This window comes from Sphingobium sp. L-44 (genome assembly GCF_056859495.1).
On record NZ_JBSXOQ010000096.1, the window covers coordinates 80483 to 103894 of the forward strand.

The window sequence follows — 23412 nt, forward strand, 5'->3', positions numbered from 1 at the left end:
CGTCAGTGGATGGCGGCGGGCATGGTGCTGCGGTCCCAGCCGCCGGCCGCGGCGAAATCCTTTCGGCAACTGCGGCTGGCGAACCAGGCGAGGATGGTGCTGGGAATGCCGACCAGCAGCGCCCAGCGCATCGCCATGCCGAGCGAATCCTCGCCATAGACCGGGCGCAGCGCATCGCTGAGCGCGCCCACCAGCACCGGTCCGCCACCCAGGCCCACGACCTGGATCGACACCATCAGAACCGCGATCGCAGTGGCGCGCGAGCGCGACGGCACCAGCCCCGCCACCACCGCCATCAGCGGCGCGGCGGAGAGGCCGCCCAGCAGCATGTTGAGGCCATAGAGCGGAAAGACCCGCTCGCCCGGACCGGTCAGGATCATCCAGCCGATCGCGGTGGCGCAGGCGCCCGACAGCATCAGGATCCAGACATACCAGCGCATGTCGCGGCGGCCGAGAAAGTCGGCCAGCGGTCCGCCCAGCGTATGGCCGATCGCCGAACCGAAGAAGAGCGCGCCGCCCATCTGCAACCCGGCCTGGCTGGCGGGCATGCCATGGGTCCGTTCCATGAAGGCCGGCGCCCAGCTGATGAAGCCCATGGTCAGCAGCGCGTTGAGCGAGGCGGCAGCAATCAGCGGCGGCAGGGTGCGGATCGCCAGCAATTCGCGCGCGGTCTGCAGAAAGGGCACGGGCCGCGCCTGTTCGGCCGAGGCGCCATCAGCCAGACCCGATCGGCTGTCGCGCAGGGTGAACCAGACGATCGGCGCCAGGATGAAGCCGGGGATGGAAGCGAAGATCAGCGTCTCACGCCAGCCATAGGCCTGCACCGCCCAGCCGCCGACGGCCGGACCAAGGAAGGTGCCGAGCGAGGCGCCGAGCAGGAAGATGGACAGCGCGGTCGCACGCTGGCGGATCGGGAACAAGTCGGCGATCCAGGCCTGGGACGGCGGGGTGAAGCCGCCTTCGCCAAGGCCGATGCCGGCCCGGCCGATCAGGAGGATCCAGAAGCTCTTCGCCAGGCCGCAGACGATGACCGCCGCGCTCCACACGGTGGCGGCGATGGCAACGATCTTGCGCTTCGACCAGCCATCGGCCAGCCGCGCCAGCGGGATGATGGCGAGGATATAGACGATCGCGATGATCATGTCCTTGGCCATGCCGATCGCGGCGTCGGACAGGCCCAGTTCGTGGCGGATCGGCTCCACCATCACCACCATCAGATAGCGTTCGCCCTGAACCGAAGCCGACACCAGCACCATCAGCAGCAGGAAATAGGCGCGATAGGCCATGGAGGGCAGCGCTTCGGCCGGCGTGACGGCGGAAGCCGTGTCGAAATGCGGGTCGCTGTCTGCCATGCGCTTGTCCTCACCTGTTGCGGCGCGGTCCTTGCGCGCGACTGTCGTGCGGCTGTCTGCCGTCATCCTTGGCAGGATTTGAAACCGGTTCGACGCGGGAGGCAATGCGGGCGGGAAAGGATCGCTTACGCGATGGCCCCTTCCCGCCCGGTCAAGGAGGATCAGGCGTCCTCGTCGCTCATCCAGTGGACGAAGCGCTGCAGCGGCAACATGCCGTCATGGGCACCGCCCATCACATGCTTGGCCGCGCCGCCCAGCCGGACGACGCGCTGCGCCCCGGCGCTGGCGAGGCGGTCGCGCAGCGCGAGTTTCCGCTCGGACGGATAGATGCCGATCGTCTGGGTCGCGACATTCACATAGCGCACCGCCTGATCGAGCGAGGCGACATGGACGACATTGGCGGTCTTGTTGCTCGGGTGGAAATCGACCGGCTCGTCGGTCAGGATGACGAGGCCCCGGCCGTCCGGCTTGCCCCAGACTTTGGTATCGTCGCCCATCAGGGTCAGCATCTCGATCTCGTCGCGCACCTCGACCGGCAGCGGATGCGCGACCGCCGAGGCGGTTTCGCGATCTAGGCCGAGCTTTTCCTGCAGCTTCGCGCAGAAGGCCTCCACCCCGGCGCGGTCGCCCTCGACGAAGATGAAGCGGCTGGCGAGGCAGGCTTCCTGATTCATCGTCGCGACGTCGGTGGCGGCGGCATCGGCGACATCGTCGACGACGGCGGGATCGAACCCTTCCGGCCCGATCATCGAGATCGACGTCTTGGGATCGAACGACACCATCTGGATGCCGGGGCCGAGATATTTAATGACATTCTTGATCGCGTCGCCGCCGCCCCAGGCGACGATCTTGTCGAAATATTGCGGGCGATAGAGCGTGCCTTCGATCCGCTCGTCGCCGCCGCGCCAATAGACCGCCGACATCGACCGGACGACCGGGTGATCGGGATCGACATCGGCCATGGTGCGCAGCATCGCGACACAGGTGAACGGGTCGCTCGACGGCATCTTGAAGACGTTGACCGCTTTCACCAGCGCGCCCTGCGCGATTGAGGAGATGCAGCCGGTGGGCGAATTGCCGGCCAGCATATGCACCATGCGCGGCGGAAAGGCGCGCAACGCGCCCCGATTGCCGTGCATGTCGGTGCGCTCCACCCAGCGGTCGAGCGCGGCGGGATCAAGGAAGCTCGATTCGATGCTGCAACGCAGCCCCTCGGGCGTCAGGAAATGCTTGGCCCGGCGGAACAGATTTTCCACCACCCGGCGCGGCAGCGGATTGACCTTGACCGTATGTTCCAGCGCCGCCTGCAGATAGGGATTGGTCTCGAAATCCATCCGCTGTCCGGCCTCGACCAGGAAATCGATGATCTCGCTGACCCGCACGTCGAGCAGCGGCGGCAGTTCGGATCGCGGCGCGACCAGCGCATTGAGGTCGATCTGCGGCGTCGCGAAATCGACGCCCAGGTCGCGCGAGCGATGGCGCACCGCCCCGCCCTCGACCAGTCTGCCACGCACGAAATGATCGACGCGGATCGGTTCGGCCGCCGTTTCGACCGGCGCTGTCTGTTCAAGCACGCTCATGCCACACCTCGCACATAGGCATCGACGGTGCCCGCGCAGCCGATCTTGTCGTCGCCGTCCAGATCGGCATAGCGGGCAATATTGTCGCGAATGGATGGCCCGCTATTGCCACAGGCACAGGGGCTGTAGTCGACCGATATCCGGTCGCCGGTGATGACTCCGCCCCAGCGGCCGTCGAGCGACAGGTCGAAGAAGGCGGCCCGCCCCTCGACCTCGCCATCATGATCATGGGCGATCAACGCATCGCCATCCTTGTCCAGCACCATCGGCACGATCCAGGGCGGCACATGGTAACGCCCGCCCTCGCGGCATTTGGGCATGCCGCTGTTGAGTTCCTGCATCGAATAATTCTGGAAGTGCCGGCCTTCGGGAATGTTGAAGGTTTCATGCACGAACTGCTGATAATCGTCCGGCAGTTGCGCGCGCTTGAGCCCGCCGCCGATATAGATGCAGTTGTCCGGGTTGAAATCCTTGGCCGAATAGCCCCGCTCCCGCACCGCCTTGGCGACATGGTAGAGCGCGTTCCACATGCCCGCGATATAGAGTTTGTCAGCGCGATGCTCGATCATCGCATCGGCGGCGATATGGACGGCGGCGTCCATCGCCTCCTGGCGGAAACGCGACGTTTCCTCGAACTCGGCAATGTCGCCAGGCAGCGCGCTGCCGTCCGCCATCGCCTTGCGCAGCACGACCATGCGGGTCAGCGACCCGACGGTGATCGGCGGCACCGGATATTGGAACATCTCCTTGTCGGGATCGCCAAAGGCCGCCCGCTGGGCTTCCCCGATAATCTCGTTCTTGGGCACCTTGGCGACCGGGGCCAGCCCCATGATGCGGCGGTCCTGCGCCGGCTGCACGCCCGATCCCCAGGCAAAGACATTGACGGTATCGACCTTCGACCAATCCATGTCCGCCTGCGACGCGATCAGCATCGCCGACTTGCCGGTGGTGCCGCTGGAGCAGGAGACATAATGGCCGGCCGCCTGCAGCCGGGCGATCCAGTCGTCGACATCGGTGATGCCATCAAGGTCGATGTCGGTCACGGGATGGGCGGAAATGGTGTTGAGCCACTGGGTCAGCTTGTCCCAGCGCTGCTGCATCAGCCAGTTTTCGGGATAGCTCTTGTACGCCGTATGCGGGAACAGCAGCTTCACCGCATCGGCGAGCGAGGTCACCTCGCTGATCCCCGCTTCCCGCGCGCGGTGGCCGAGCAGACGGATGCCGTCCTTCTTTTCCTGGAACCGTTCGTTCAGCGCCGCGATCTGCGCGTCGCGCAATTCGGCGTGGGGGATGTTGAATCGATAGTCCGAACTGACCAGTCCGGTGAGGCGATCGGCCTGCGCGCCCATATCCTGCTCCTTGCCCTTGTGGCTCCGGTGCATTAATAGCACCCGATGCGTATCATTATGCATGATTCGCAAAAGGCGGCAAGGGCCATAATGATGCTGGTCATGGACACACCGATTTCAGACCCCCGCCCCGCCGCCGGGCGCCCGACCCGTGAGCAGGCGCAGGCGCGCCAGGCCGAAATGCTCGACGCCGCGCTCGACATGTTCCTCGACAAGGGGTTCGAGCTGACGACGATGGAGGCGGTGGCCGCCGCCGTCGGCATGACCAAGCGCACCATCTATGCCCGCTATCCCGACAAGGCGGCGCTGTTCATGGCGGCGGTCGGCCGGGCGATCGCGCGCACCGCCACGCCGCGCGCCGCGCTGGAGGCAATCACCGGCGAGGATCTGGAAACCATATTGGTCGCGATCGCCCGGCTGCGCATCGCCGACCTGTCGACGCCGGAAGGCGTCCGGCTGCGGCGGATCATCACCACCGAATCCTATCGCTTCCCCGACCTGCTGATGCTGTCCTACAGCCAGGGCGCCCAGCCGGTGCACGACCATCTGGCCGACCTGCTGCGCCGCCATGATAGCGCCGGGGCGATTTGCGTGGACCGGCCGGACATGGCAGCCAGCCTGTTCATGACGATGGTGCTGGGCGGGCCGATCCGGCTGGTGGGATCGCCCCAGCCGATGAGCGCCGCCGAGGTGGATGACTGGGTGCGGGCCGCCGTGCGCCTGTTCCTGAACGGCATAAGGACAAGATCGGACTAGCAACCCGGACCACCCGCAAGAGGGGGCCGGCACCGGATGAGGAGAGGGATATGGGATCGGCCTATTGGGGTGAGTTGCGGACGCATTGGCGACCTCTGCTCGCCGCGACGATGGGACTGGGCTTCGGCATCGGCCTGTCCGCCTACACGATGAGCCTGTTCGCGCCGAAGATGATCGGCGAGTTCGGCTGGGAGAAATCCCAATTCGCCCTGCTCGGCAGTTTCGGCCTGCTGATGCTGATCATGCAGCCGATCACCGGGCGGCTGACCGACCGCTTCGGCGTGCGCGCCGTCTCCGCCGTCGGCGTGCTGGCCGGGCCACTCGCCTATCTGGGCTTCGCCTTCCAGCCCGGCAGCATCCGCGCCTTCTTCGCCGTCGCCGTGCTGCAGATCATCCTTGGCACGCTCACCACATCGCCGGTCTATACCCGCATCGTCGCCGAACGGTTCGAGCGGGCACGCGGCCTTGCCTTCTCTATCGTGATGACCGGTCCGCCGCTGGTCGGCGCGGTGATCGCCCCGCTGCTCGGTGGCTTCATCGAAAGCCAGGGCTGGCGCAACGGCTATCTGCTGATGGGCGGCGTCACTCTGGTCTTCGGGCTGATCGCGGTGCTGCTGACCCCGGCGCATATCGGCGTGCATCCCCATGAGGAGGTCGAGGAGGCAGGGGCGCCCGCGCCGGTCGGCAGCCGCGTCATCTTCCGCAATCCCGCTTTCTGGGTGCTGATCGTCGGCATGGTGCTGGTCAATTTCCCGCAGGGCCTCGCCTCGGCCCAGATGAAGCTGGTGCTGATGGACAGCGGCGCCGCGTCGCAGACCGCGACCTGGCTGATTTCCATCTATGCGATCGGCGTGCTGCTCGGCCGTTTCGCCTGCGGCCTGTCGCTCGACCGGATGCCGCCGCACCATGTCGCCGCGCTGGCGCTGGCGATGCCGGCGATCGGCATGGCGCTGATGGCGTCGCCGCTGGATGCGACCATCGTCCTGGCTCTCTCCGTCGCGATGATGGGGCTGGCGCAGGGCGCGGAGGGCGACATCGCCGCCTATCTCGTCTCGCGCCGCTTTGGCCTGGGCGTGTTCAGCCTGGTCATGGGCTTTGTCGGCGCGGCGATCGCGGGCGGCGCGGCGCTGGGATCGCTGACGCTGAGCCTCACCTTGAGCATCTGGGGCAACTATGCGCCGTTCCTGGCGCTCAGCGCCTGCATCACTTTGGCCGGCGCTGCCCTGTTCCTGACCCTGGGGCGCCGTCCCCCCACTATGGAGCCCGTCTACGCATGAGCGACACGCAACGCACCGCGATCGTCACCGGGGCCAGCGCCGGCGTCGGCAAGGAAGCCGCCCGCGCCCTGCTGCAACAGGGCTGGCGCGTGATCGGCATCGGCCGCGACGCCGCCCGTTGCGCCGCCGCAGAGGCCGACCTCAGGGCCGAGGCCGGCGGCGATTTCACGATGCTGCGCGCCGATCTTTCCGCCATGGCCGATACGGCGCGGGTCGCGCAGGAGATCGCGACACTCGCGCCGGAGATTGATGCGCTGCTCAACAATGCCGGCGGCGTGGTGGCGGAACGGACGATCACGCCCGAAGGGTTCGAGGCGACCTTTGCCTCCAACCATCTCGCGCCGTTCCTGCTGACGCAAAAGCTGCTGCCCAATCTGCGCGCGGCGGCCGCCAGGCTGGGGCCGGGCGCGGTGCGCGTGATCGCCGTGTCCTCGACCGGGCATGAACAGAGCACGGGCATCCAGTGGGATGACCTCAGCTTCGCCGACAATTTCGTCGGTGGCGCGGCCTATTGCCATGCGAAGCTCGCCAATATCCTGTTCACCCGCGAACTGGCCCGCCGCGTGGCCGATGACGGCATTATCGCCCACGCCATGCATCCTGGCGTGGTCGCCAGCAATTTCGCCAGCCACTGCGACGCGCCGATGCAGGCCTATATGGAATCGATCCTCGACCGGTCGGTGACGCCGGCGCAGGCCGCCGACACATTGGTCTGGCTGGCCAGTGCAGAGGAGCCGGGGCGCAGCAGCGGCCGCTATTTCCATCAGCGCGCGGAACTGACGCCATCGGCGGCCGCGCAGGATGATGCGCAGGCATTGAAGCTGTGGCAGGTGAGCGAAGCGATGGTGGCGGGTTTCTAGAGCATCCTCCGATTAGGTTGAATCGGAGGATGCTCTAATTTCCTCTGGTTTGCCGCATTCTGCGAGTCGTCGGCTGTTCCAGCCGACTTCAGAATGCTCTAGCCCCGCCCCTCGGCCACGATGCGGAACTCGTCGAAGATATTGGTCGGGATGGCATAGCCGGCGCCATCGTCGCGGATCGCATCGATATGGGCGGCGACATCCTCGGCAGTCGGCGGCGCATCCAGCCCATGGTCCCATCCCTTCGTTGCGCCGACGAACACCCGTGCGATCCGACCGCCGAGCGCGGAATAGATGCTGTGGGTCGATGTGCAGCGCTCATGGGCCAGATACGCGACCAGGCCAGCGGTGAAGCGCGGATCGAAGCTGGGACCGAGTGCCCGGCCCCAGGGATTATGGCCGAGCGTCCCCTCGCTCATGCCCGCCGACATGCGGCTGGCGGCATTGGGCATGACCGCATTGCAGAGGATGCCATACGGGCGCCCTTCCTCCGCCAGATTATGCATCAGCCCCATGACGCCGCCCTTCGCCGCGCCATAGGCGGACAATTGCCCCATGCCCAGCATCCCGCCGCCCGATGTGGTGAGCACCAGCCGGCCGCCGCCCTGCGCGCGCATAGGCTGCCAGGCGGCGCGCGCGACATTGAAGGAGCCGCGCACATGGACGGCGAGCAGCGCGTCGAGATCGGCCGCCGTCAGATCCTCTACGGGCGCAAAGCGCATATTGCCGGCATTGGCGATCACCGCGTCGATCCGGCCGAAACGGGCGATGGCGAGGTCGATCATCGCCTGCGCGCCGTCGGGCAACGACACATCATCGCCATTGGCGACCGCGATGCCGCCCGCCGCAACGATTTCCGCCACGACGGCGTCGGCCATGGTCGAGGACGCCCCTTCCCCCGTCACCGATCCGCCCAGATCATTGACGATGACCGCGCCGCCGCGCGCGGCGATGTCCAGCGCATAGGCGCGGCCCAGGCCCCCGCCCGCCCCGGTGATGAGGATGGTACGGCCGGTGAAATCGATCCTGTCCATGCTCATCCCAGTTGCGCGATGATCTGCGGCAGGTCGGCGGTGGTGCGGATGCCCGGCGGCGCATCGCACACGGCCGCAATAGCATTCACCGCGCGGTGGGCGGTCAGGCCCGGCGTGAAGGCGGCATAATCTTCCGGCGCCACCGGGAAGCTGATGTTGACGTCGAGTGGGGTGTCGCCCTGCACCTGGATACGCCAGCCGGACTCGCGCAATTCCCAGTCGGGCCGGTCTATGTCGCGGGTGCAATACCAGTTGGCGCGGAAGCGCAGCACGGCCTTGTCGCCTTGCATCCCCGATATGGTGATGCGCTGGGCGCCGACCGTGCCGGCCGCGATGGTGCCGGCCGCGATCGTCACGTCGCGGGTCGCCGCCGCCATTTCGCCGAATGCCTCCCACCAATCGACCGCAATGCCGGCGGCGTCGGCCAACTGGGCGAGCGAACCGGCGAAATCATGCTTCACATAATCGACCTTGCGCTGATCGAATTGCGTCGGCGCGACGCCATAGCCCATGATGTTGAACAGCAGGTCGGGCGAATCCCGGCTTTCCATGTCGGCAAACTCGTCGATCGTCAGGCAGTCATGCCGGCGCGAGAGCGAGAGCAAGGGAATGGTCAGCGCCTCGGTCACGAAACCGGGGCTGGAGCCGGTGCTGTAGATCGAGCTGTTGCCCGCCTGGCAGGCGGCCTCGATCCGGGCGCGGACATCCGGGTCCATGGAGGCGGGATGATGGAAATCGCCGCGCGTGGTGACGACATTCTTGCCCGATGCCAGCAGCCGGCACAGTTCATCTATATCGGTCCCCTGTCGCATATAGAGGACGCAATCGGCCGGGGTCGCGACCAGTGCGTCGATATCGCTGGTCGCAATGATGCCCTGGGGCGCGGTGCCGGCGAGCGTGCCGGCCTCCTGCCCCGCCTTGGCCGCCGAACTGACCCACAGACCGGCCAGCTCCAGCCCCGGATGCTCGATCACCGCGCGCAGGGCGCGGCCGCCGATATTGCCGGTGGCCCACTGGATCACCCGATAGTGTTTGCCCATCGCCATCCTCTCCCTTGCCGCCCCGATCAGAATTTGACGCCGGCCTGGACGCCCCAGGTCGCGGGCGCGCTCCAGACATTGCCGATGCCGAAATTATTGCTGAGCACCTGGGTGCGGTAGCGGCTGTCGGTGACATTGTCGCCGAAGACGGCCAGCGAGAAGCGGTCGCTGGCATCGGTCCATTCCGCGCGCAGCGCCAGCACCTCATAGCCCTTCTGCGCGAACTGGGTGCCGGACGGGCCGAAATAGAATTTCGAGGTGTAATAGAGATTGCCTGACAGGGCGAGCGAACCGCCCGCCAGATCCAGCGTGTAGCGCGCGCCGACATTGCCGGTGAAGTCGGGCGTGCGCTGCATATGCACATCGTTGAGCTGGGTCGGCACGACGACAAAGCTGATCCCCTGCGCCGCGCAACTGGCGAGCGTGCAGCGGGTATAGATCGGCGCATCCTCGAAATTGGTGTAGCGCGCATGGGTATAGGCGGCGCCGACATTGAACTGGAACCGGTCGGTCAGCCGATAGGAGAGCTGGCCTTCCAGACCATAGATTTCCGACGAGGCGGCGTTGATGATCTGGGCCGAGGGCGGGTTGCCGCGATAGAGCGACACCTGCAGATTCTTGTAGTCATAATAATAGGCCGACAGGTCGACCGACAGGCGGCGATCATCATATTTGAAGCCCGCTTCAAAGGCGTCGATATCCTCCGGCGCGACCTTGTTGCCGGTATTGCCGCCGACGTCGAGAATGCCCGACTTATAGCCCTTGCTATAGGAGGCATAGACGCTCGATTCCTCGCTGGGCTTGTAGCGCAGCACCGCGCGCGGCGTGAACTTGTTGCCCTTGAGGTCGGGCACATAGGTTCGCACGCCGGAGAAGGGGATGATATAATAGGCGTCGCCGATCCTGTCATGGCTGTAGCGCCCACCCACCGTCAGGAACAGGTCGGGCGTGAAGGCATAGGTAAGGTCGGCAAAGGCGGCATAGGATTTGCTGTTGGTGCCCGAACCGCCCAGCGCAATGCTGGCGAGCGGGTTGCCGGCAGTCGGCGTGCCGACCCGCGTGCCCCATCGGTCCTTGTTGTTGAAGTAGAAGAGGCCGGCGGTCCATTGCAGCGGCCCGCCCGCCTTCGAGGTCAGCAGCAATTCCTGCGAGACGGTCTGGCTGCGCACTGGAATGTGCAGCAGGAAGATATTCGCCGCCGTGCTGTCCAGATCCTCGACGATCAGCGAATTTTCGTCGCGATACTGGGTGTAGGAGGTGAGGTCGGCAAAGCCCAGGTCCGCCTTCAGCGTGGCCTGGATCACGTCATTGTTCGACAGGAATTCGGTCGGGCCGCCGGTCGCCACGTCATTATGCTTGGTCGCGTAGAGGCTGGGCGGCAGGTTCGTGCCCGCGCCGCCAATATCGTCGCCGACATAGATATTGGTGTTGAGCAGGGTCGGATCGTCGGTGTCGCCATGGGTGTAGCGCAGCAGCAGCGACACGGAATCGCTGAGGTCCGCCTTGATTCCCGTCCGCACCGACCAGTTACTGTAGCGCCCGTCCCGGTCGCTGCCGGTGGTGATATTGTGGACGAAGCCGTTGCCGCGCCGGAACAGCCCTTCGACATCCATCGCCACATCCTGGACCACGCCGAAGGTGGCATAGCCCTGCACCGCCAGGCTGTTGAAGCGACCATAGCTGACCTTGAACTCGCCCGCGCCGTCGCTGCTGGGATCGGCCGTGGTCAGCAGGATCGCGCCGCCGGTGGTGTTGCGGCCGAACAGCGTGCCCTGCGGCCCTTTCAGCACCTGCACGCTTTTCAGGCTCATCAGCTGGAAATCGGCGGCCAGCGGGTTGGGCGAATAGAAGCCGTCGACATAGATGCCGACATTGGCGCCGCCGCCCGAGCTGGCGACCGCCGTGCCGACACCGCGAATGGTCGGCTGGACGAAGGCGGCGGCGCTGTCGAAGCGCAGCGCCGGGGTGACGGTGGCGATGTCGGTGAGCTGGCTGGCGCCGGCGCTGGTCAGCTGATCCTGGGTGACGGTGGTAATGCTGATCGGCACGTCGCGCGACAATTCGGCACGGCGCTGGGCGGTGACGATGATCAGATCCTGATCATTCTGGGCTGGCGGCGGCGCCGCCTCCTGCGCGACAGCCAGGTGCGACACGGTGGCCAGCAGCATGGCCGCGCCAATACCCGACGAACGAATAAGCGTCTTCCGATGGATCATCCTTGCCTCCCATGATCGGTGCCGGTGGTCCGGCCTTCCCTATGGGTGGCATGATAAGGCCGAGAACCGCGGTCTCGCGCGCAGATAAGCGGCCCGCGGCTGACTCATCGCCTCGGCGTTGCCGCGCCGCGTTCAGGGGCCAAGATATCCGATCGTATCCTGTCGCGGATCGGGCGAGTCCGCGCGCCAGCGGACCGATCCGAATGGCCGCTCCAGCCGCCGCCGCACCCGCACCTCGCCGGCCTTGCGGTCGAAGGCGCGCGCCACCTGCTGCGCCAGCTTGTCGGCCTGGGTGAAACGATCGCGCATGTGGAGATAATCGCCCCAGGTCGGACATTGATAGCGTTCGGTCCACAGTGCGGGATTGGCGATGTCGCGCGCGATCGACCAGTTGAAGCCGCCATTGCGCATCCGGGTGCGCTGCACCTCCACCATCGCCGCATAGAAATCGCGTGCCTGGTCGGGATCGACATCATAGTCGATCTCGATGATGACCGGGCCGGAGCGACGGGTGAGCGCCATGCCGACTTCCGGTTCGCCCGCGATGATGAAGGGCTCGACATCCGCCTCGCGGGTTTCGGGCAGCGGCAACAGCCAGCCCACGAGCGGTAGCAATGCCAATGCCAGTCCCGATCCATAGAGGGCGACATCGACCGACCAGCTTTGCGCCACCAGCCCCCAGAGCAGCGCACCGATCGCGATGCCGCCGGTCAGCGCCGAGGAGAAGAGCGACAAGGCCCGCGCCGTCACCCAGCGCGGCGCCGACAGCTGGACCGCAACATTGAACAGGGCGATGGTCAGGATATTGGCGCCGCCCGCGACCAGCAACGCCAGGCAGGTGAGCGGCACATGGCGGCTGACCCCGACCAGCGCCAGCGCGATCCCGCTGACCAGCGCCAGCACGGCGGTGGTCCGCTGCGTTCCGAAGCGGTCGCGACATGGCCCGACCAGCAGTGCCCCCAGCACGGCCCCCACCCCGCTGGCGCCCAGCAACAGGCCATAGACGCTGGCATCGCCGCCCAGCAGATTCTTCGCCACCAGCGGGGCCAACGCCGACGCCGACGCCCCGGCCAGCCCGAACAGGAAGGCGCGCAGCAGCACTGTGCGGATCGCCCCGGCATGCAGGGCATAGCGCATGCCCGACACCATCGCCCGGTGGAATTGTTCGGGCGGCAGGCGCGCGGGGACATGACGCCGCTGCCAGGCGAAGAAGGCGAGGAACAGTGGCAGATAGCAGATGGCGTTGATCGCGAAGGCGGCATGGGCGCCGGCCGCCAGCACGATGATGCCACCCAGCGCCGGGCCGAAGCTGCGCGCGACATTATAGCTGATCGTGCCGAGCGCGACGGCGGCGGGCAGCAGGCGCGGCCCGACCTGTTCGCTGATCGACGCCTGCCAGGCCGGCGAATAGAGCGCGACGCCCGCACCGATCAGCGAACAGAAGGCGAGCAGCATCCAGGGCGAACTATGCCCGGTCCAGGCCAGGAAGGTCAGCAGCGCGGCGCAGGCCATGGAGAAGGCCAGGCCACTCATCGCGATCCGGCGGCGGTCGAACATGTCGGCAAAGGCGCCGGCGGGCAATGTCACCAGCATCAGTGGCAGCATCAGCGCGGTCTGCACCAGCGCGACCATGCTGGGCGATGCGGTCATCCGCGTCATTTCCCAAGCCGCGCCGACGCCCAGGATCAGCTGGCCGAAATTGGAAAGGAGGCTGGCGGTCCAGATGCGGCGGAACACCGGTTCGCGCAGCGGCGCGAAGCTGCCGCCCGTCGCCTGCGCGACTTCGCCTTGCGCCATCCGTCTCCCTCCTCATCATCTGCCCGTCCAGCCTGCACCAGCCGGGCGACGCAGGCCAATCCACGCGCGATCGATCGCCTGTGCGATTGGGGGCCGTCCCGCTTCCATGCGATAGGATGCGAGAGCCGCGCCTGCGGCAAAAGAGACCGGGAGAAGATGCTTGACCGACGCCTATATCATTGATGCCGTCCGCACCCCGCGCAGCATCGGCAAGATGGGCAAGGGCGCGCTGTCGCACATGCACCCGCAGCATATTGCGGTGGCAGTGCTGAAGGCCCTCAAGGATCGCAACAATCTGAACACCGCCGATGTCGACGACATCATCTGGGGCACCAGCGCGCAGATGGGGCTACAGGGCGGCGATCTTGGCCGGATGGCGGCGCTCGATGCGGGCTATGACGTCAAGGCTTCGGGCGTGACGCTGGATCGCTTCTGCGGCAGCGGCCTCACCGCCACCAACCTGGCCGCAGCGCAGATCATGTCGGGCATGGAGGATCTGGTGATCGCCGGCGGCACCGAGATGATGTCCTATGTCACCTGGTACGGCCAGTCGCTGCGCGAAGCGGGCGTGAAGGCCGCTGGCGGACTTGGCACCGGCAATATGCGGTTGCAGGAAAAACACCCCCAGTCGAACCAGGGCGTCGCCGCCGACGCGATCGCCGCGATGGAGGGCATCACCCGCGAAGAGCTGGATGCCTTTGGCGCCGAAAGCCAGCGCAGGGCCGGCATCGCGCTCAAGGAAGGCCGCTTCGCCCGGTCGACCGTGCCGGTGCATGACGAGGATGGCAGCGTCGTGCTGGACCATGAGGAATATCCCCGCCCCGACACCACCGCCGAGCAGCTTGCCGGCCTGAAACCCGCCTTCGCCGCGTTCATGGACATGCCCTCGCGCCAAGACGGGCCGACCTTCCGCCAACTCATCAACCAGAAATATCCCGATCTGGCGATCGAACCGTTGCATCATGCGGGCACATCGTCGGGCGTGGTCGATGGCGCGGCCGCGATCCTGCTGGCCTCGAAAGCCTATGCCGACGCCCATGGGCTGAAGCCCCGCGCCCGCATCGTCGCGACCGCCAATGTCGGCGATGATCCGACGCTGATGCTGAACGCCCCGGTCCCAGCCGCGCGCAAGGTGCTGGCCAAGGCAGGTCTGACCGTGGCCGACATCGATGTGTTCGAGGTCAATGAAGCCTTCGCCGTGGTTACGGAGAAGTTCATCCGCGACCTGGGCGTCGACCGCGCCAAGCTCAATCCCAATGGCGGCGCGATTGCGCTGGGCCACCCGATCGGCGCGACCGGGGCGGTGCTGATCGGTACCGCGCTCGACGAACTGGAACGCAGCGGCGGCCGCTATGCCCTGATCACCATGTGCGCGGCCGGGGGCATGGCGCCCGCGATCATCATCGAACGTGTCTGATCGGATCGTCCGGCCGCCGCGCTGCGCCGAACAGGAGGGGGCTGCTTTCGTTTCGCCGCGATGGCGCTATGCTGCGCGCACAATGGAAAGCCTGCAGGACAAGACACTCGCCGACAACCCGCCGGCGCTGATGCGCAACGCGACGATGAAGCTGACGATCATCGCGCGTCAGTTGCGCGCGCATTTCGACCAGAGCGTGGTGCGGCTGGGCGTCACCCGCTCGCAATGGACGGTGATCGCGGCGGTCGCGCGCTATCCCGGCACGACCCAGCGCCATATCGCCAACCTGCTGGAAATGGCCGAGGCATCGGCCGGGCGACTGATCGACCGACTCTGCGCCGACGGCCTGCTGGAACGGCGGCAGAAGGATGACGACCGGCGCGCCCATGCCGTATTCCTGACCGAGCGTGGCCAGGCGATCACCATGCAGCTATCCGGCATCGCGCAGGAGAATGAGGAGGTCGCCTTTGCCGGCTTCTCGGCCGAGGATTTGAAGCGCCTCAACAGCCTGCTCGACACGATTTCGGAAAATATCGTCAAGCCCTGAAGGCCGCCGCCGTCCCGGCGCCCCACCTTTCCCGGACATAAAAAAAGGGCCGCTCCGGCAAGGAGCGGCCCATTCGCTATCGGCCGGCGCAGGGGAGGCCGCGCCCGGCGATCTCTTAGTGCGCAGTCAGCAGATCCTTCTTCGACAGGCTGGTGGTCAGCTTGCCGTCGGCGGCGGTCAGGCTGGACGCCGGCACGTTCACCATCTTGCCGTTGAGGATGATCTGCGCATTGCCGTCGGCAGCGACGCGATAGATGGCGGCCAGACGATCGCCGCTGGCGGTGTAGAGCATCTTGCCCTTGTAGTCGGCGGCGGCAGTGGCCGCGCTGATCTGGACGGCTTCGCCAGCGGCAGCGACCTGCGGCAGGGCGGCAGCGGCGAGAGAGAGCGACAGGGCGATCTTGGCGAAACGAGTCATGGCACAACCTCTTCAACTAAAAACGGGTCGGGGAGATATATCCCCTTAACACTAAGCTAGGTTAGCTATTGCCAGCGATAATGTCAACCTAGCTTAGTATTTATTTTTGCATGTGCGAACAGCGGCTTGAGCGGGCAGACAAAAGGCCGCGTCCATATGGAACGCGGCCTTTGCATTCGATGGACGCGGCGCCGGAGGTTCAGCGCGGCGGAAAGCGAATCGCGCCGTCGATCCGGAACAGCTGGGCATTGATGTAGCTGTTGCGCGTGATCTCCAGCGCCAGCCCGGCAAATTCCTCGGGCTTTCCAAGGCGCTTGGGGAAGGGCACGCTATTGTTGAGGCTTTCGTACATGGCCGGGTTCATATCCTTGAAGCGCAGCATCGGTGGCGTCGCAAAGATGCCCGGCATGATCGCATTGACGCGAATCCCCAGCTCCATCAGGTCGCGCGCCATCGGCAGCACCATGCCGTTGACCCCGGCTTTCAGCGAACCATAGGCGACCTGGCCGACCTGCCCATCCTGCGCCGCAGCACTGGAGGTCAACAGGATGCTGCCCCGCTCGCCATCCTCCAGCGGTTCGAGGCCGGCCATGCCGAGCGCCGCGATCGAGGCGATGCGATAGCTGGCGACCAGCACGCCTTCGGCCGAAATCGCATAATCCTGCGTCGACATGCGCTTGAAGCCGCCGGTCTCCTTGTCCTTCGACACGGTCTTGCCGCCCTTCGACACGACCGCGCAATGGACCAGGATGCGTTCCTGCCCCTGCGCCGCCCGCGCCGCGTCGAAACCGGCGAGCACGCTGTCTTCCGACATGATGTCGACCTGGCAGAAGGTGGCGCCGACCTCCGCCGCGATCGCCTGACCGCTATCCTCGTTGATATCGAAGATCGCGACCTTCACCCCTGCCTCGCGCAGTGCCCGCACCGTCGCCAGCCCCAGGCCCGACGCGCCGCCGGTCACCACGGCGGACAGGGAAGAGTCGAGTTTCATGGCATGTCTCCCACATCTGTTTTCGGATCGGCTATGGCACAGCAACAAGGCGGCTCAACCCATGACCCCGCCGACGCCGGCAATATCGCCGCGGCGCTAGGCAGCCGGGGCGCATCGCGATAGCGATAGCAGGCCCGCCGGACTTGCGGCGACCGGCGCAGCTTCTACCCTTTCCCCAACAGGTCGCATCATGCGGCGAATGAGGGGATGGCTGATTTTATGACCCAGGTGATGAAGGGGGTGCGCGTTCTGGAAGTGGCGCAGTTCACCTATGTGCCGGCTGCCGGCGCGATCCTGGCCGACTGGGGCGCGGACGTCATCAAGATCGAGCATCCGGTGCGCGGTGACACGCAGCGCGGGTTCCTGAACATGGGCGGGGTGCAGCTCGATCCGCTGCGCCATACCCTGTTCGAGCATCCCAATCGCGGCAAGCGCAGCGTCGGCATCGACCTGTCCACCGAAGAGGGCCAGGCGGTGCTCTATGAGCTGGCCAAGAGCGCCGACGTGTTTCTCACCAACTATCTTCCCCAGGTGCGGCAGAAGAACAAGTTCGACATCGAGCATATCCGCGCGGTCAATCCGAACATCATCTATGCCCGTGGCAGCGCGCTGGGCAACAAGGGGCCCGAGCGCGAGGTCGGCGGCTTCGACGGCACCTGCTTCTGGTCGCGCAGCGGCGTTGCCCATGCGATGACGCCAGAGGAACTGCCCGGCCCGTTGACCCAGGGCATTCCCGCCTTTGGCGACTCGATCGGCGGCATGTTCATTGCCGGCGGCATTTCCGGCGCGCTGTTCCACCGCGAAAAGACCGGCGAGGCGGTCGAGCTGGACGTCTCGCTGCTGTCGAGCGCCTGGTGGGCGTCGGGCGCGCTGATCGCGCAGGTGATGGAGACCGACATCCTGACCCGCAACGGCATGCCGAGTTCCGGCGGATCGCTGCGCAACCCCTTCATGGGCAATTTCCGCACCTCGGACGGCGGCACGATCAACCTGTGCATGGTCAGCCCCACCGGCCTGATCGCCGACACCTTCGCCCATGTCGGCGTGCCCGAGGCGGCGGACGATCCGCGCTTCAAGGATGTGCTGGCGTTGATCGAGAATGCCGGCGCGGCGAGCGACATATTGGTCAAGGCTTTCGGGGCGAAGCCGTTCACCTATTGGCGCGAGCATCTGAAGACGATGAAGGGGCAATGGGCGCCGATCCAGAGCTTCAAGGATCTGCTGACTGACGAGCAGGCGATCGCCAACGACATGATCATCGAGGTCGAGGGCGCCGATGGCGGCGCACCGCTGCGGCTGGTGCGCGGCCCGGTGCAGTTTGACGGCCAGCCGGTGCAGACCACGCGGTCGCCCCAGGCATCGGAACATACCGAACTGGTGCTGATGGAACTGGGCGTCGAGTGGGACCAGATTGAACAATGGAAGGCCAGCGGCGCTATCGCCTGAAGGGGCGACGTCGGGGGGCTGGAAGGCAGGAATGATATGAAACCGGGTACGAAACTGAAAAGCGCGGTGTGCGACACCGAAGTGATGGTGATCCGCAGCGGCACCGGCACGATCGAATGCGGCGGCAGCGCCATGGGCGAAACCAGGCCGGAAGCGGTCGGCACGCCCGCCGCCGATTTCAGCACGGGCACACTGATGGGCAAGCGCTATGTCGATCCGGCCGGCAATTTCGAATTGCTGTGCGTCAAGCCGGGCAAGGGTTCGCTGTCGGTCGACGGCGTGGCGCTGAGCCCCAAGGACGCCAAGCCCCTGCCCGCTTCGGACTGACGCCCATCCCATGAACATCGCCCTGTTCCTTGAAATGGCGGCCGATGCCGCGCCCGACCGCATCGGCCTGGTCTGTGACGGCCAGCGCTGGAGCTATGCCCGGCTGCTGGCGGGCGCGCGCGGCGCCGCCGTGCTGATCCGGGACAGTGGCTGCAGCCATGTCGCGCTGCTGGACGAGAGCAGCGAGGCGGCGGCGATGGCGCTGTTCGGCGCGGCGATCGCTGGCGTGCCCTATGTGCCGCTCAACTATCGGCTGGCCGACGCCGACCTGGCCGCGCTGCTGGCACGGATCACGCCGGCGCTGATCGTCGGCGATGTCGCGCGGGTCGAACGGCTCTGCCCCTCGGCCGACAACAAGGTGCTGGCGCGCGCCGATTTCGTGACCGCCGCGCTGGACGCTGCGGCCGATGCGCCGATCGAGGCGGACGAAGGCGATGGCGTCGCCATCCAGCTCTTCACCAGCGGCACGACCGCCGCACCCAAGGCGGCGATCCTGCGCCACGCCAATCTGGTCTCCTATATATTGGGTACGATCGAGTTCGGCGCCGCGCCGGAAGAAGATGCCGCGCTGGTCAGCGTGCCGCCCTATCATATCGCCGGCATCGCTGCCCTGCTCAGCTCCATCTATGCGCTGCGCCGCATATTGCTGCTCCCCGCCTTCGATCCGGCCGCCTGGCTGGACCTGGCGGCAAGCGAGCGGGCGAGCAATGCCTTTGTCGTGCCCACCATGCTCTCGCGCATCATCGAGACGGTCGACAAAGGTGTCCAACCTGACCTCAGCAATCTGCGCGCGGTCGCCTATGGCGGCGGCAAGATGCCGCTGGAGCTGATCCAGCGCGCGCTCGACCTGTTTCCCGACACCGGCTTCACCAACGCCTATGGCCTGACCGAGACCAGCTCGACCGTCGCCCTGCTGGGGCCGGACGAACATCGCGCCGCCCATGTCGCGACCGATCCCGCCGCCCGCGCCCGGTTGGCGTCGGTCGGCCGGCCGCTGCCGACGGTGGAGATCGAGATTAGGGACGAGGAAGGCCGCTGCCTGCCCGCCGGCGAGCCGGGCGAAATCTATGTCCGTGGCGACCAGGTGTCGGGCGAATATCGCGAGCGCAGCGCGCTCGACGCCGATGGCTGGTTCCCGACCCGCGACGCCGGCTATATCGATGCCGAGGGCTATCTGTTCCTGTCGGGCCGCGCCGACGATGTGATCGTGCGCGGCGGCGAGAATATCTCGCCCGGCGAGATCGAGGATGTGATGCTGGCCCTGCCCGCCATCGCCGAAGCGGCGGCGGTCGCCATCCCCTCGGCCGAATGGGGCGAGGCGGTCGGCCTGATCGTGGTCGTGCGCGACGGCCATGCGGCGCCGGCCGACGAGGAGCTGAAGCAGGTCATCCGTGCCCGGCTGCGTTCTTCGCGAGTGCCCGAGCGCGTGCTCTTTGCTAAGAGCCTGCCCTATAATGAAATGGGCAAGCTCCTCCGCCGGGAAATCAAGAAGCTGTTCGCAGCCTGACATGGCTCTCGCCCTGCCGCTTGCCGGCTGGGCCGAGGCGCAATTGCAGGCGATCCGGGCGCTAGCGGGAACGCCGACGCTGGCCGGGTTGAGCGGCGCGCAGCTGCTGGGCGAGCGGGCGGCGTTGAACGGCTTTGCCATACCGGGGCGGCGCTCGGCCGGTGGGGGGTGTCGACTCTACGACACGATCGACGGACAGGTCGCGCTGACCCTGGCGCGGGCCGATGACCGGGACTTGATGCCGGCGCTGTTCGGCGATGTCGGCATCGAAAGTGACAGCGATATTGTCACAGCCTTTGCGTCGACGCAGGCGTCCTCGATCGTGACACAGGGGCGGCAACTGGGCCTTGCGATCGCGGCAATCGACGAGGTGCCGGCCAGCCTGGCCTGTCGCGTGATGATGACAGGGGGGGCCCGGCCGAAGCGCGACCGTCAGCCGCTGGTGATCGACCTGTCGGCGCTCTGGGCCGGGCCGCTGGCCGGGCATCTGCTGGGGCTGGCCGGCGCGCAAGTGATCAAGGTGGAGAGCCGCAACCGGCCCGACCGAATGCGCGCGGGCGATCCGCTGCTGTTCGCGCGGCTGAACCAGCATAAGGCCAATGTCGCGATCGACCTGCGCGACGCGGAGGATCGGGCGGCGCTGATCGCGCTGATCCGCCGCGCGGACATGGTGATCGCGGCCGCCCGCCCCCGCGCGCTGGCGCAATTGGGGATCGATGCCGATGCGCTGGTGCGCGACGTGCCGGGGCTGGTCTGGGTGACGATCACCGGCCATGGCGCGGAGGGCGACGCGGTCCACTGGATCGGCTTTGGCGATGATTGCAGCGTCGCCGGCGTGCTGAGCGCCGCATTGCGACAGGCGAGCGGGCGGATCGGCTTTGGCGGCGATGCCTGCGCCGACCCGCTGACCGGAATCCATGCCGCGCACCGCGCGCTGGCACAGTGGCATGAAGGGATGGGCGCGCATCTGATGCTGTCGATGAGCGCCGTGGTGGCCGAGGCGATCGGCTGGGAACGGGCGCGCGACGCGGAAAGCTTTACCGCGAAGCTGCAGCGCTGGGCAGCGGCCGAGGGCGCGCCCTTCCCCGCCGTTGCGTCGCGAACCACGGGACCGGTCGCGGCGCTGGGGCAGGATAATGGGGCCTGGCTATGCTGATCCGCGATGCCGAACTATGGGGCAAGGGCCGGGCCGACCTGCGCATCGCCAATGGGCGGATCGCGGCGATCGGCGCGCTGGCCCCTCTGCCCGGCGAAGCGGTGATGGATGCGTGCGGCGGCGCCCTGCTGCCCGGCCTGCACGACCATCATATCCATCTTGCGGCCTATGCCGTCGCCCGCGCCTCGCTGCCCTGCGGACCGCCGGCCGTGACCAGCGAAGCCGATCTGGCCGCCGCGCTGGCACAGCCGGGCGAAGGCTGGCTGCGCGGCATCGGCTATCATGAGAGCGTCGCCGGCCTGCCCGATGCGCGGACGATCGACCGATGGCAGGCGGACCGGCCGGTGCGCATCCAGCATCGGTCGGGGCGGATGTGGCTGCTCAACAGCCGGGCATTGGACCTGCTGCTGGCGCTGGACGCGCCGCCGCCGGGGCTGGAGCGGATCGATGGGCGCTGGACCGGGCGATTGTTCGACGAGGATGGCTGGCTGCGCGGGGTACTGGGCGGCACGCCGCCGGCGCTGGACGCGGTCGGGGCCGAACTGGCCCGCCATGGCGTCACCGGCGTTACCGACATGTCGCCGGGCAATGACCGCGCAAGCCTGCGCTATTTCGCCGCCGAGCGGGCGGCCGGTCGCCTGCCGCAGCATCTGGTTGCCGCCGGCACGCTCGCATTGGGGGACTCGGCGCCCCCGCCCGGCATCGCGGTCGGCCCGGCCAAGCTGCACCTGCATGAAAATGCCCTGCCCGACTTCGACCAGTGCGTGACCTTCCTGCGCGCCGCGCATGATCAGGGCCGGGCGATCGCCAGCCATTGCACGACCGAGACCGAACTGGTATTCACCCTCGCCGCGCTGGCACAGGCCGGCGCGCGGCCGGGCGACCGGATCGAACATGCCGGCATCACCCCCGATGCGCTGCTGGAGCAGATGGTCGAGCTTGGCGTGCAGGTGGTAAGCCAGCCGCATTTCATCGCCGAGCGCGGCGATCAGTATCTGCGCGATGTCGAACCGCGCGAACGGCCCTTGCTCTATCGGCTGGGCGCCTTTGCCCGCGCCGGGCTGGTGCTGGCGGCGGGCAGCGACGCGCCCTATGGCGTTGCCGATCCCTGGGCGGCGATGCGCGCGGCGGTATCGCGCAGAACGGATGGTGGCGCGGTCATCGGGCAGGACGAGGCGCTGACGCCCGAGGCGGCGCTCGCCCTCTATCTCGCCGATCCGCTGGATCTGCGCCGGCAGCGTGCAGTCGCGGTCGGGGCGCTGGCCGACCTGTGCCTGCTGGATCGTCCCTGGGCGCAGGCACGGGACCGCCTGCGGGCGGAGGATGTGGCGATGACGTGGATTGCCGGATCAATCATCCATGATCGTGTCGACCAGGCCCCAGCCTAGCGCCGTGCGGGCGTTGATCCGCTTACCCGACAGGATCATCAGCGCCGCGCGCTGACGCCCGATCCGGCGGCTGAGCGAGACGCAGCCGCCTGCGCCCGGAATGATTCCCATCGCCAGTTCGGGCAGATGGAACCAGGCGTCGGCGCTGGCTGTGATCTGCCCGGCAAAGGCCGCCATTTCCAGGCCCGATCCGACGCAGCCGCCCTGGACATGGACCGTCAGCCGATCGGCGCAGCGCAGCAGCGCGTGGGCCGGCAGCGTCTGCATCCTTATGTCATGCGCGGTCGCCGGATCGCGCGTGGTGCCAAATTCGCTGAGGTCCGCGCCGGTGCAGAAGCTGCGGCCCGCGCCGCGCAGGCTGACATGGCTGATATCGGGATCGAGCGCGGCAATGTCGAACGCCACGCGCAGCCCGTCGCGCAGATCGCGGTCGATGGCATTATGGGCATCTGGCCGATCGATCAGGATCGACAGCCGGTCACCGTCCCGATCAACCCGGATGATGCCGGGCGACTGCATCGGCGCGGGCATTTGCGCGGCCAGCCAGCGGGCATGGCCGGCGCTGCCCTGAAGCAGACCATAAGCGAGCGATTCCGCGACCAGCGCCTGGGCGGGGGCCAGCCCGTCGATCAACCGCAGCAATTGCACCAGCACCCGCGCCGCTTCGGGCTGCGCCACGATCTGCTGCGTGATCGCACCGAGCGACACCGGCAGTTCGACCAGAGCGTCGAGCCGCGACGCGAGCGGATGGGTCGGGTCGCCGATCCCCAGCAAGGGAAAGGGCGGCAGGTGCAACGGCGCATCGCTGTGCGGTGCCCGGTCGAGATCGACCAGCCCATAGGGCTGCGCATCCCCGGTCCAGGGGAGCGTCAGGCCATCGGGGTCGATCAGGGCGGCAAGGCCGGGCATGGGTGGCAGGGTAGAACCGGGCCGAAGCGCGGCAAAGGCGGACGC

General features: G+C 67.1%; 20 protein-coding genes. 10 read left to right on the forward strand and 10 right to left on the reverse strand.

Features of this window, described 5'->3' with window-relative positions:
• Positions 1-2: 2 nt before the first annotated feature.
• The 3 genes from AC13EK_RS14295 to AC13EK_RS14305 all read right to left on the reverse strand — a co-directional run bounded on the left by AC13EK_RS14295 (position 3) and on the right by AC13EK_RS14305 (position 4314).
• On the reverse strand, positions 3-1352 hold the full coding sequence (locus tag AC13EK_RS14295) for an MFS transporter (protein ID WP_170828713.1): 1350 nt from the start codon (positions 1350-1352) through the stop codon (positions 3-5).
• 161 nt (positions 1353-1513) lie between these two features.
• On the reverse strand, positions 1514-2932 hold the full coding sequence (locus AC13EK_RS14300; RefSeq protein ID WP_483022258.1) for an acyl-CoA reductase: 1419 nt from the start codon (positions 2930-2932) through the stop codon (positions 1514-1516).
• Entirely contained in the window at positions 2929-4314 is a 1386-nt protein-coding gene (locus AC13EK_RS14305) for a hypothetical protein (RefSeq protein WP_234792409.1), read from the reverse strand. The genes AC13EK_RS14300 and AC13EK_RS14305 overlap by 4 nt, the downstream gene beginning before the upstream one ends.
• 69 nt (positions 4315-4383) lie before the next feature.
• On the opposite strand from AC13EK_RS14305, the gene AC13EK_RS14310 reads away from it, so the two are divergent.
• The 3 genes from AC13EK_RS14310 to AC13EK_RS14320 are packed head-to-tail and all read left to right on the forward strand — an operon-like array spanning position 4384 to position 7174.
• Complete coding sequence (locus tag AC13EK_RS14310) at positions 4384-5037, forward strand: TetR/AcrR family transcriptional regulator (RefSeq protein WP_234792410.1); 654 nt, start codon at positions 4384-4386, stop codon at positions 5035-5037.
• Between the two features lie 50 nt (positions 5038-5087).
• A complete protein-coding gene (locus AC13EK_RS14315; RefSeq protein ID WP_069337623.1) occupies positions 5088-6314 on the forward strand; it encodes an MFS transporter in 1227 nt (408 codons plus the stop codon).
• Positions 6311-7174, forward strand: a complete 864-nt coding sequence (locus AC13EK_RS14320; protein WP_069337624.1) for an SDR family NAD(P)-dependent oxidoreductase — start codon at positions 6311-6313, stop codon at positions 7172-7174. Before AC13EK_RS14315 ends, AC13EK_RS14320 begins: the two co-directional genes overlap by 4 nt.
• A 98-nt stretch (positions 7175-7272) precedes the next feature.
• On the opposite strand, the gene AC13EK_RS14325 is transcribed toward AC13EK_RS14320, so the two are convergent.
• From AC13EK_RS14325 to AC13EK_RS14340, 4 genes are all read right to left on the reverse strand, one after another.
• Positions 7273-8208, reverse strand: coding sequence for an SDR family NAD(P)-dependent oxidoreductase (locus tag AC13EK_RS14325; RefSeq protein WP_277788067.1), 936 nt, complete (start codon positions 8206-8208; stop codon positions 7273-7275).
• A 2-nt stretch (positions 8209-8210) separates the two neighbouring features.
• On the reverse strand, positions 8211-9248 hold the full coding sequence (locus AC13EK_RS14330; protein WP_069335468.1) for an NAD(P)H-dependent amine dehydrogenase family protein: 1038 nt from the start codon (positions 9246-9248) through the stop codon (positions 8211-8213).
• Between the two features lie 26 nt (positions 9249-9274).
• Positions 9275-11464 carry a TonB-dependent receptor gene (locus AC13EK_RS14335; protein WP_069335469.1) on the reverse strand — a complete coding sequence of 730 codons (2190 nt, stop codon included), beginning with the start codon at positions 11462-11464 and terminating at the stop codon, positions 9275-9277.
• A 132-nt stretch (positions 11465-11596) separates the two neighbouring features.
• Positions 11597-13261 (reverse strand): MFS transporter, encoded by a 1665-nt coding sequence (locus AC13EK_RS14340; RefSeq protein WP_069335470.1) that lies wholly within the window; start codon positions 13259-13261, stop codon positions 11597-11599.
• 160 nt (positions 13262-13421) lie between these two features.
• Between AC13EK_RS14340 and AC13EK_RS14345 the strand changes: the two genes are divergently transcribed.
• Together AC13EK_RS14345 and AC13EK_RS14350 are read left to right on the forward strand one after the other, a co-directional pair.
• Positions 13422-14678 carry an acetyl-CoA C-acetyltransferase gene (locus AC13EK_RS14345; protein ID WP_069335471.1) on the forward strand — a complete coding sequence of 419 codons (1257 nt, stop codon included), beginning with the start codon at positions 13422-13424 and terminating at the stop codon, positions 14676-14678.
• Positions 14679-14760: 82 nt separating this feature from the next.
• Positions 14761-15225, forward strand: a complete 465-nt coding sequence (locus AC13EK_RS14350; RefSeq protein WP_004209468.1) for a MarR family winged helix-turn-helix transcriptional regulator — start codon at positions 14761-14763, stop codon at positions 15223-15225.
• A 115-nt stretch (positions 15226-15340) separates the two neighbouring features.
• Here AC13EK_RS14350 and AC13EK_RS14355 read toward each other — a convergent pair whose 3' ends face one another.
• Both AC13EK_RS14355 and AC13EK_RS14360 read right to left on the reverse strand, forming a co-directional pair.
• Positions 15341-15643: a hypothetical protein gene (locus tag AC13EK_RS14355; RefSeq protein ID WP_004209466.1), complete on the reverse strand. Its 303-nt coding sequence runs from the start codon at positions 15641-15643 to the stop codon at positions 15341-15343.
• 199 nt (positions 15644-15842) lie between these two features.
• Positions 15843-16634, reverse strand: a complete 792-nt coding sequence (locus AC13EK_RS14360) for an SDR family oxidoreductase (RefSeq protein ID WP_069335472.1) — start codon at positions 16632-16634, stop codon at positions 15843-15845.
• Between the two features lie 219 nt (positions 16635-16853).
• Between AC13EK_RS14360 and AC13EK_RS14365 the strand changes: the two genes are divergently transcribed.
• The 5 genes from AC13EK_RS14365 to AC13EK_RS14385 are packed head-to-tail and all read left to right on the forward strand — an operon-like array spanning position 16854 to position 22458.
• Entirely contained in the window at positions 16854-18080 is a 1227-nt protein-coding gene (locus tag AC13EK_RS14365) for a CaiB/BaiF CoA transferase family protein (RefSeq protein ID WP_069335473.1), read from the forward strand.
• A 36-nt stretch (positions 18081-18116) separates the two neighbouring features.
• Positions 18117-18407: a hypothetical protein gene (locus tag AC13EK_RS14370; protein WP_069335474.1), complete on the forward strand. Its 291-nt coding sequence runs from the start codon at positions 18117-18119 to the stop codon at positions 18405-18407.
• A gap of 10 nt (positions 18408-18417) precedes the next feature.
• On the forward strand, positions 18418-19914 hold the full coding sequence (locus AC13EK_RS14375; RefSeq protein WP_069335475.1) for a class I adenylate-forming enzyme family protein: 1497 nt from the start codon (positions 18418-18420) through the stop codon (positions 19912-19914).
• A gap of 1 nt (position 19915) precedes the next feature.
• Positions 19916-21070: a CoA transferase gene (locus tag AC13EK_RS14380; protein ID WP_069335476.1), complete on the forward strand. Its 1155-nt coding sequence runs from the start codon at positions 19916-19918 to the stop codon at positions 21068-21070.
• Entirely contained in the window at positions 21064-22458 is a 1395-nt protein-coding gene (locus tag AC13EK_RS14385) for an amidohydrolase family protein (protein WP_069335477.1), read from the forward strand. The genes AC13EK_RS14380 and AC13EK_RS14385 overlap by 7 nt, the downstream gene beginning before the upstream one ends.
• On the opposite strand, the gene AC13EK_RS14390 is transcribed toward AC13EK_RS14385, so the two are convergent.
• Positions 22420-23367: an enoyl-CoA hydratase/isomerase family protein gene (locus AC13EK_RS14390; RefSeq protein WP_069335478.1), complete on the reverse strand. Its 948-nt coding sequence runs from the start codon at positions 23365-23367 to the stop codon at positions 22420-22422. The two genes, AC13EK_RS14385 and AC13EK_RS14390, sit on opposite strands and share 39 nt — an antisense overlap.
• Positions 23368-23412 lie beyond the last annotated feature (45 nt).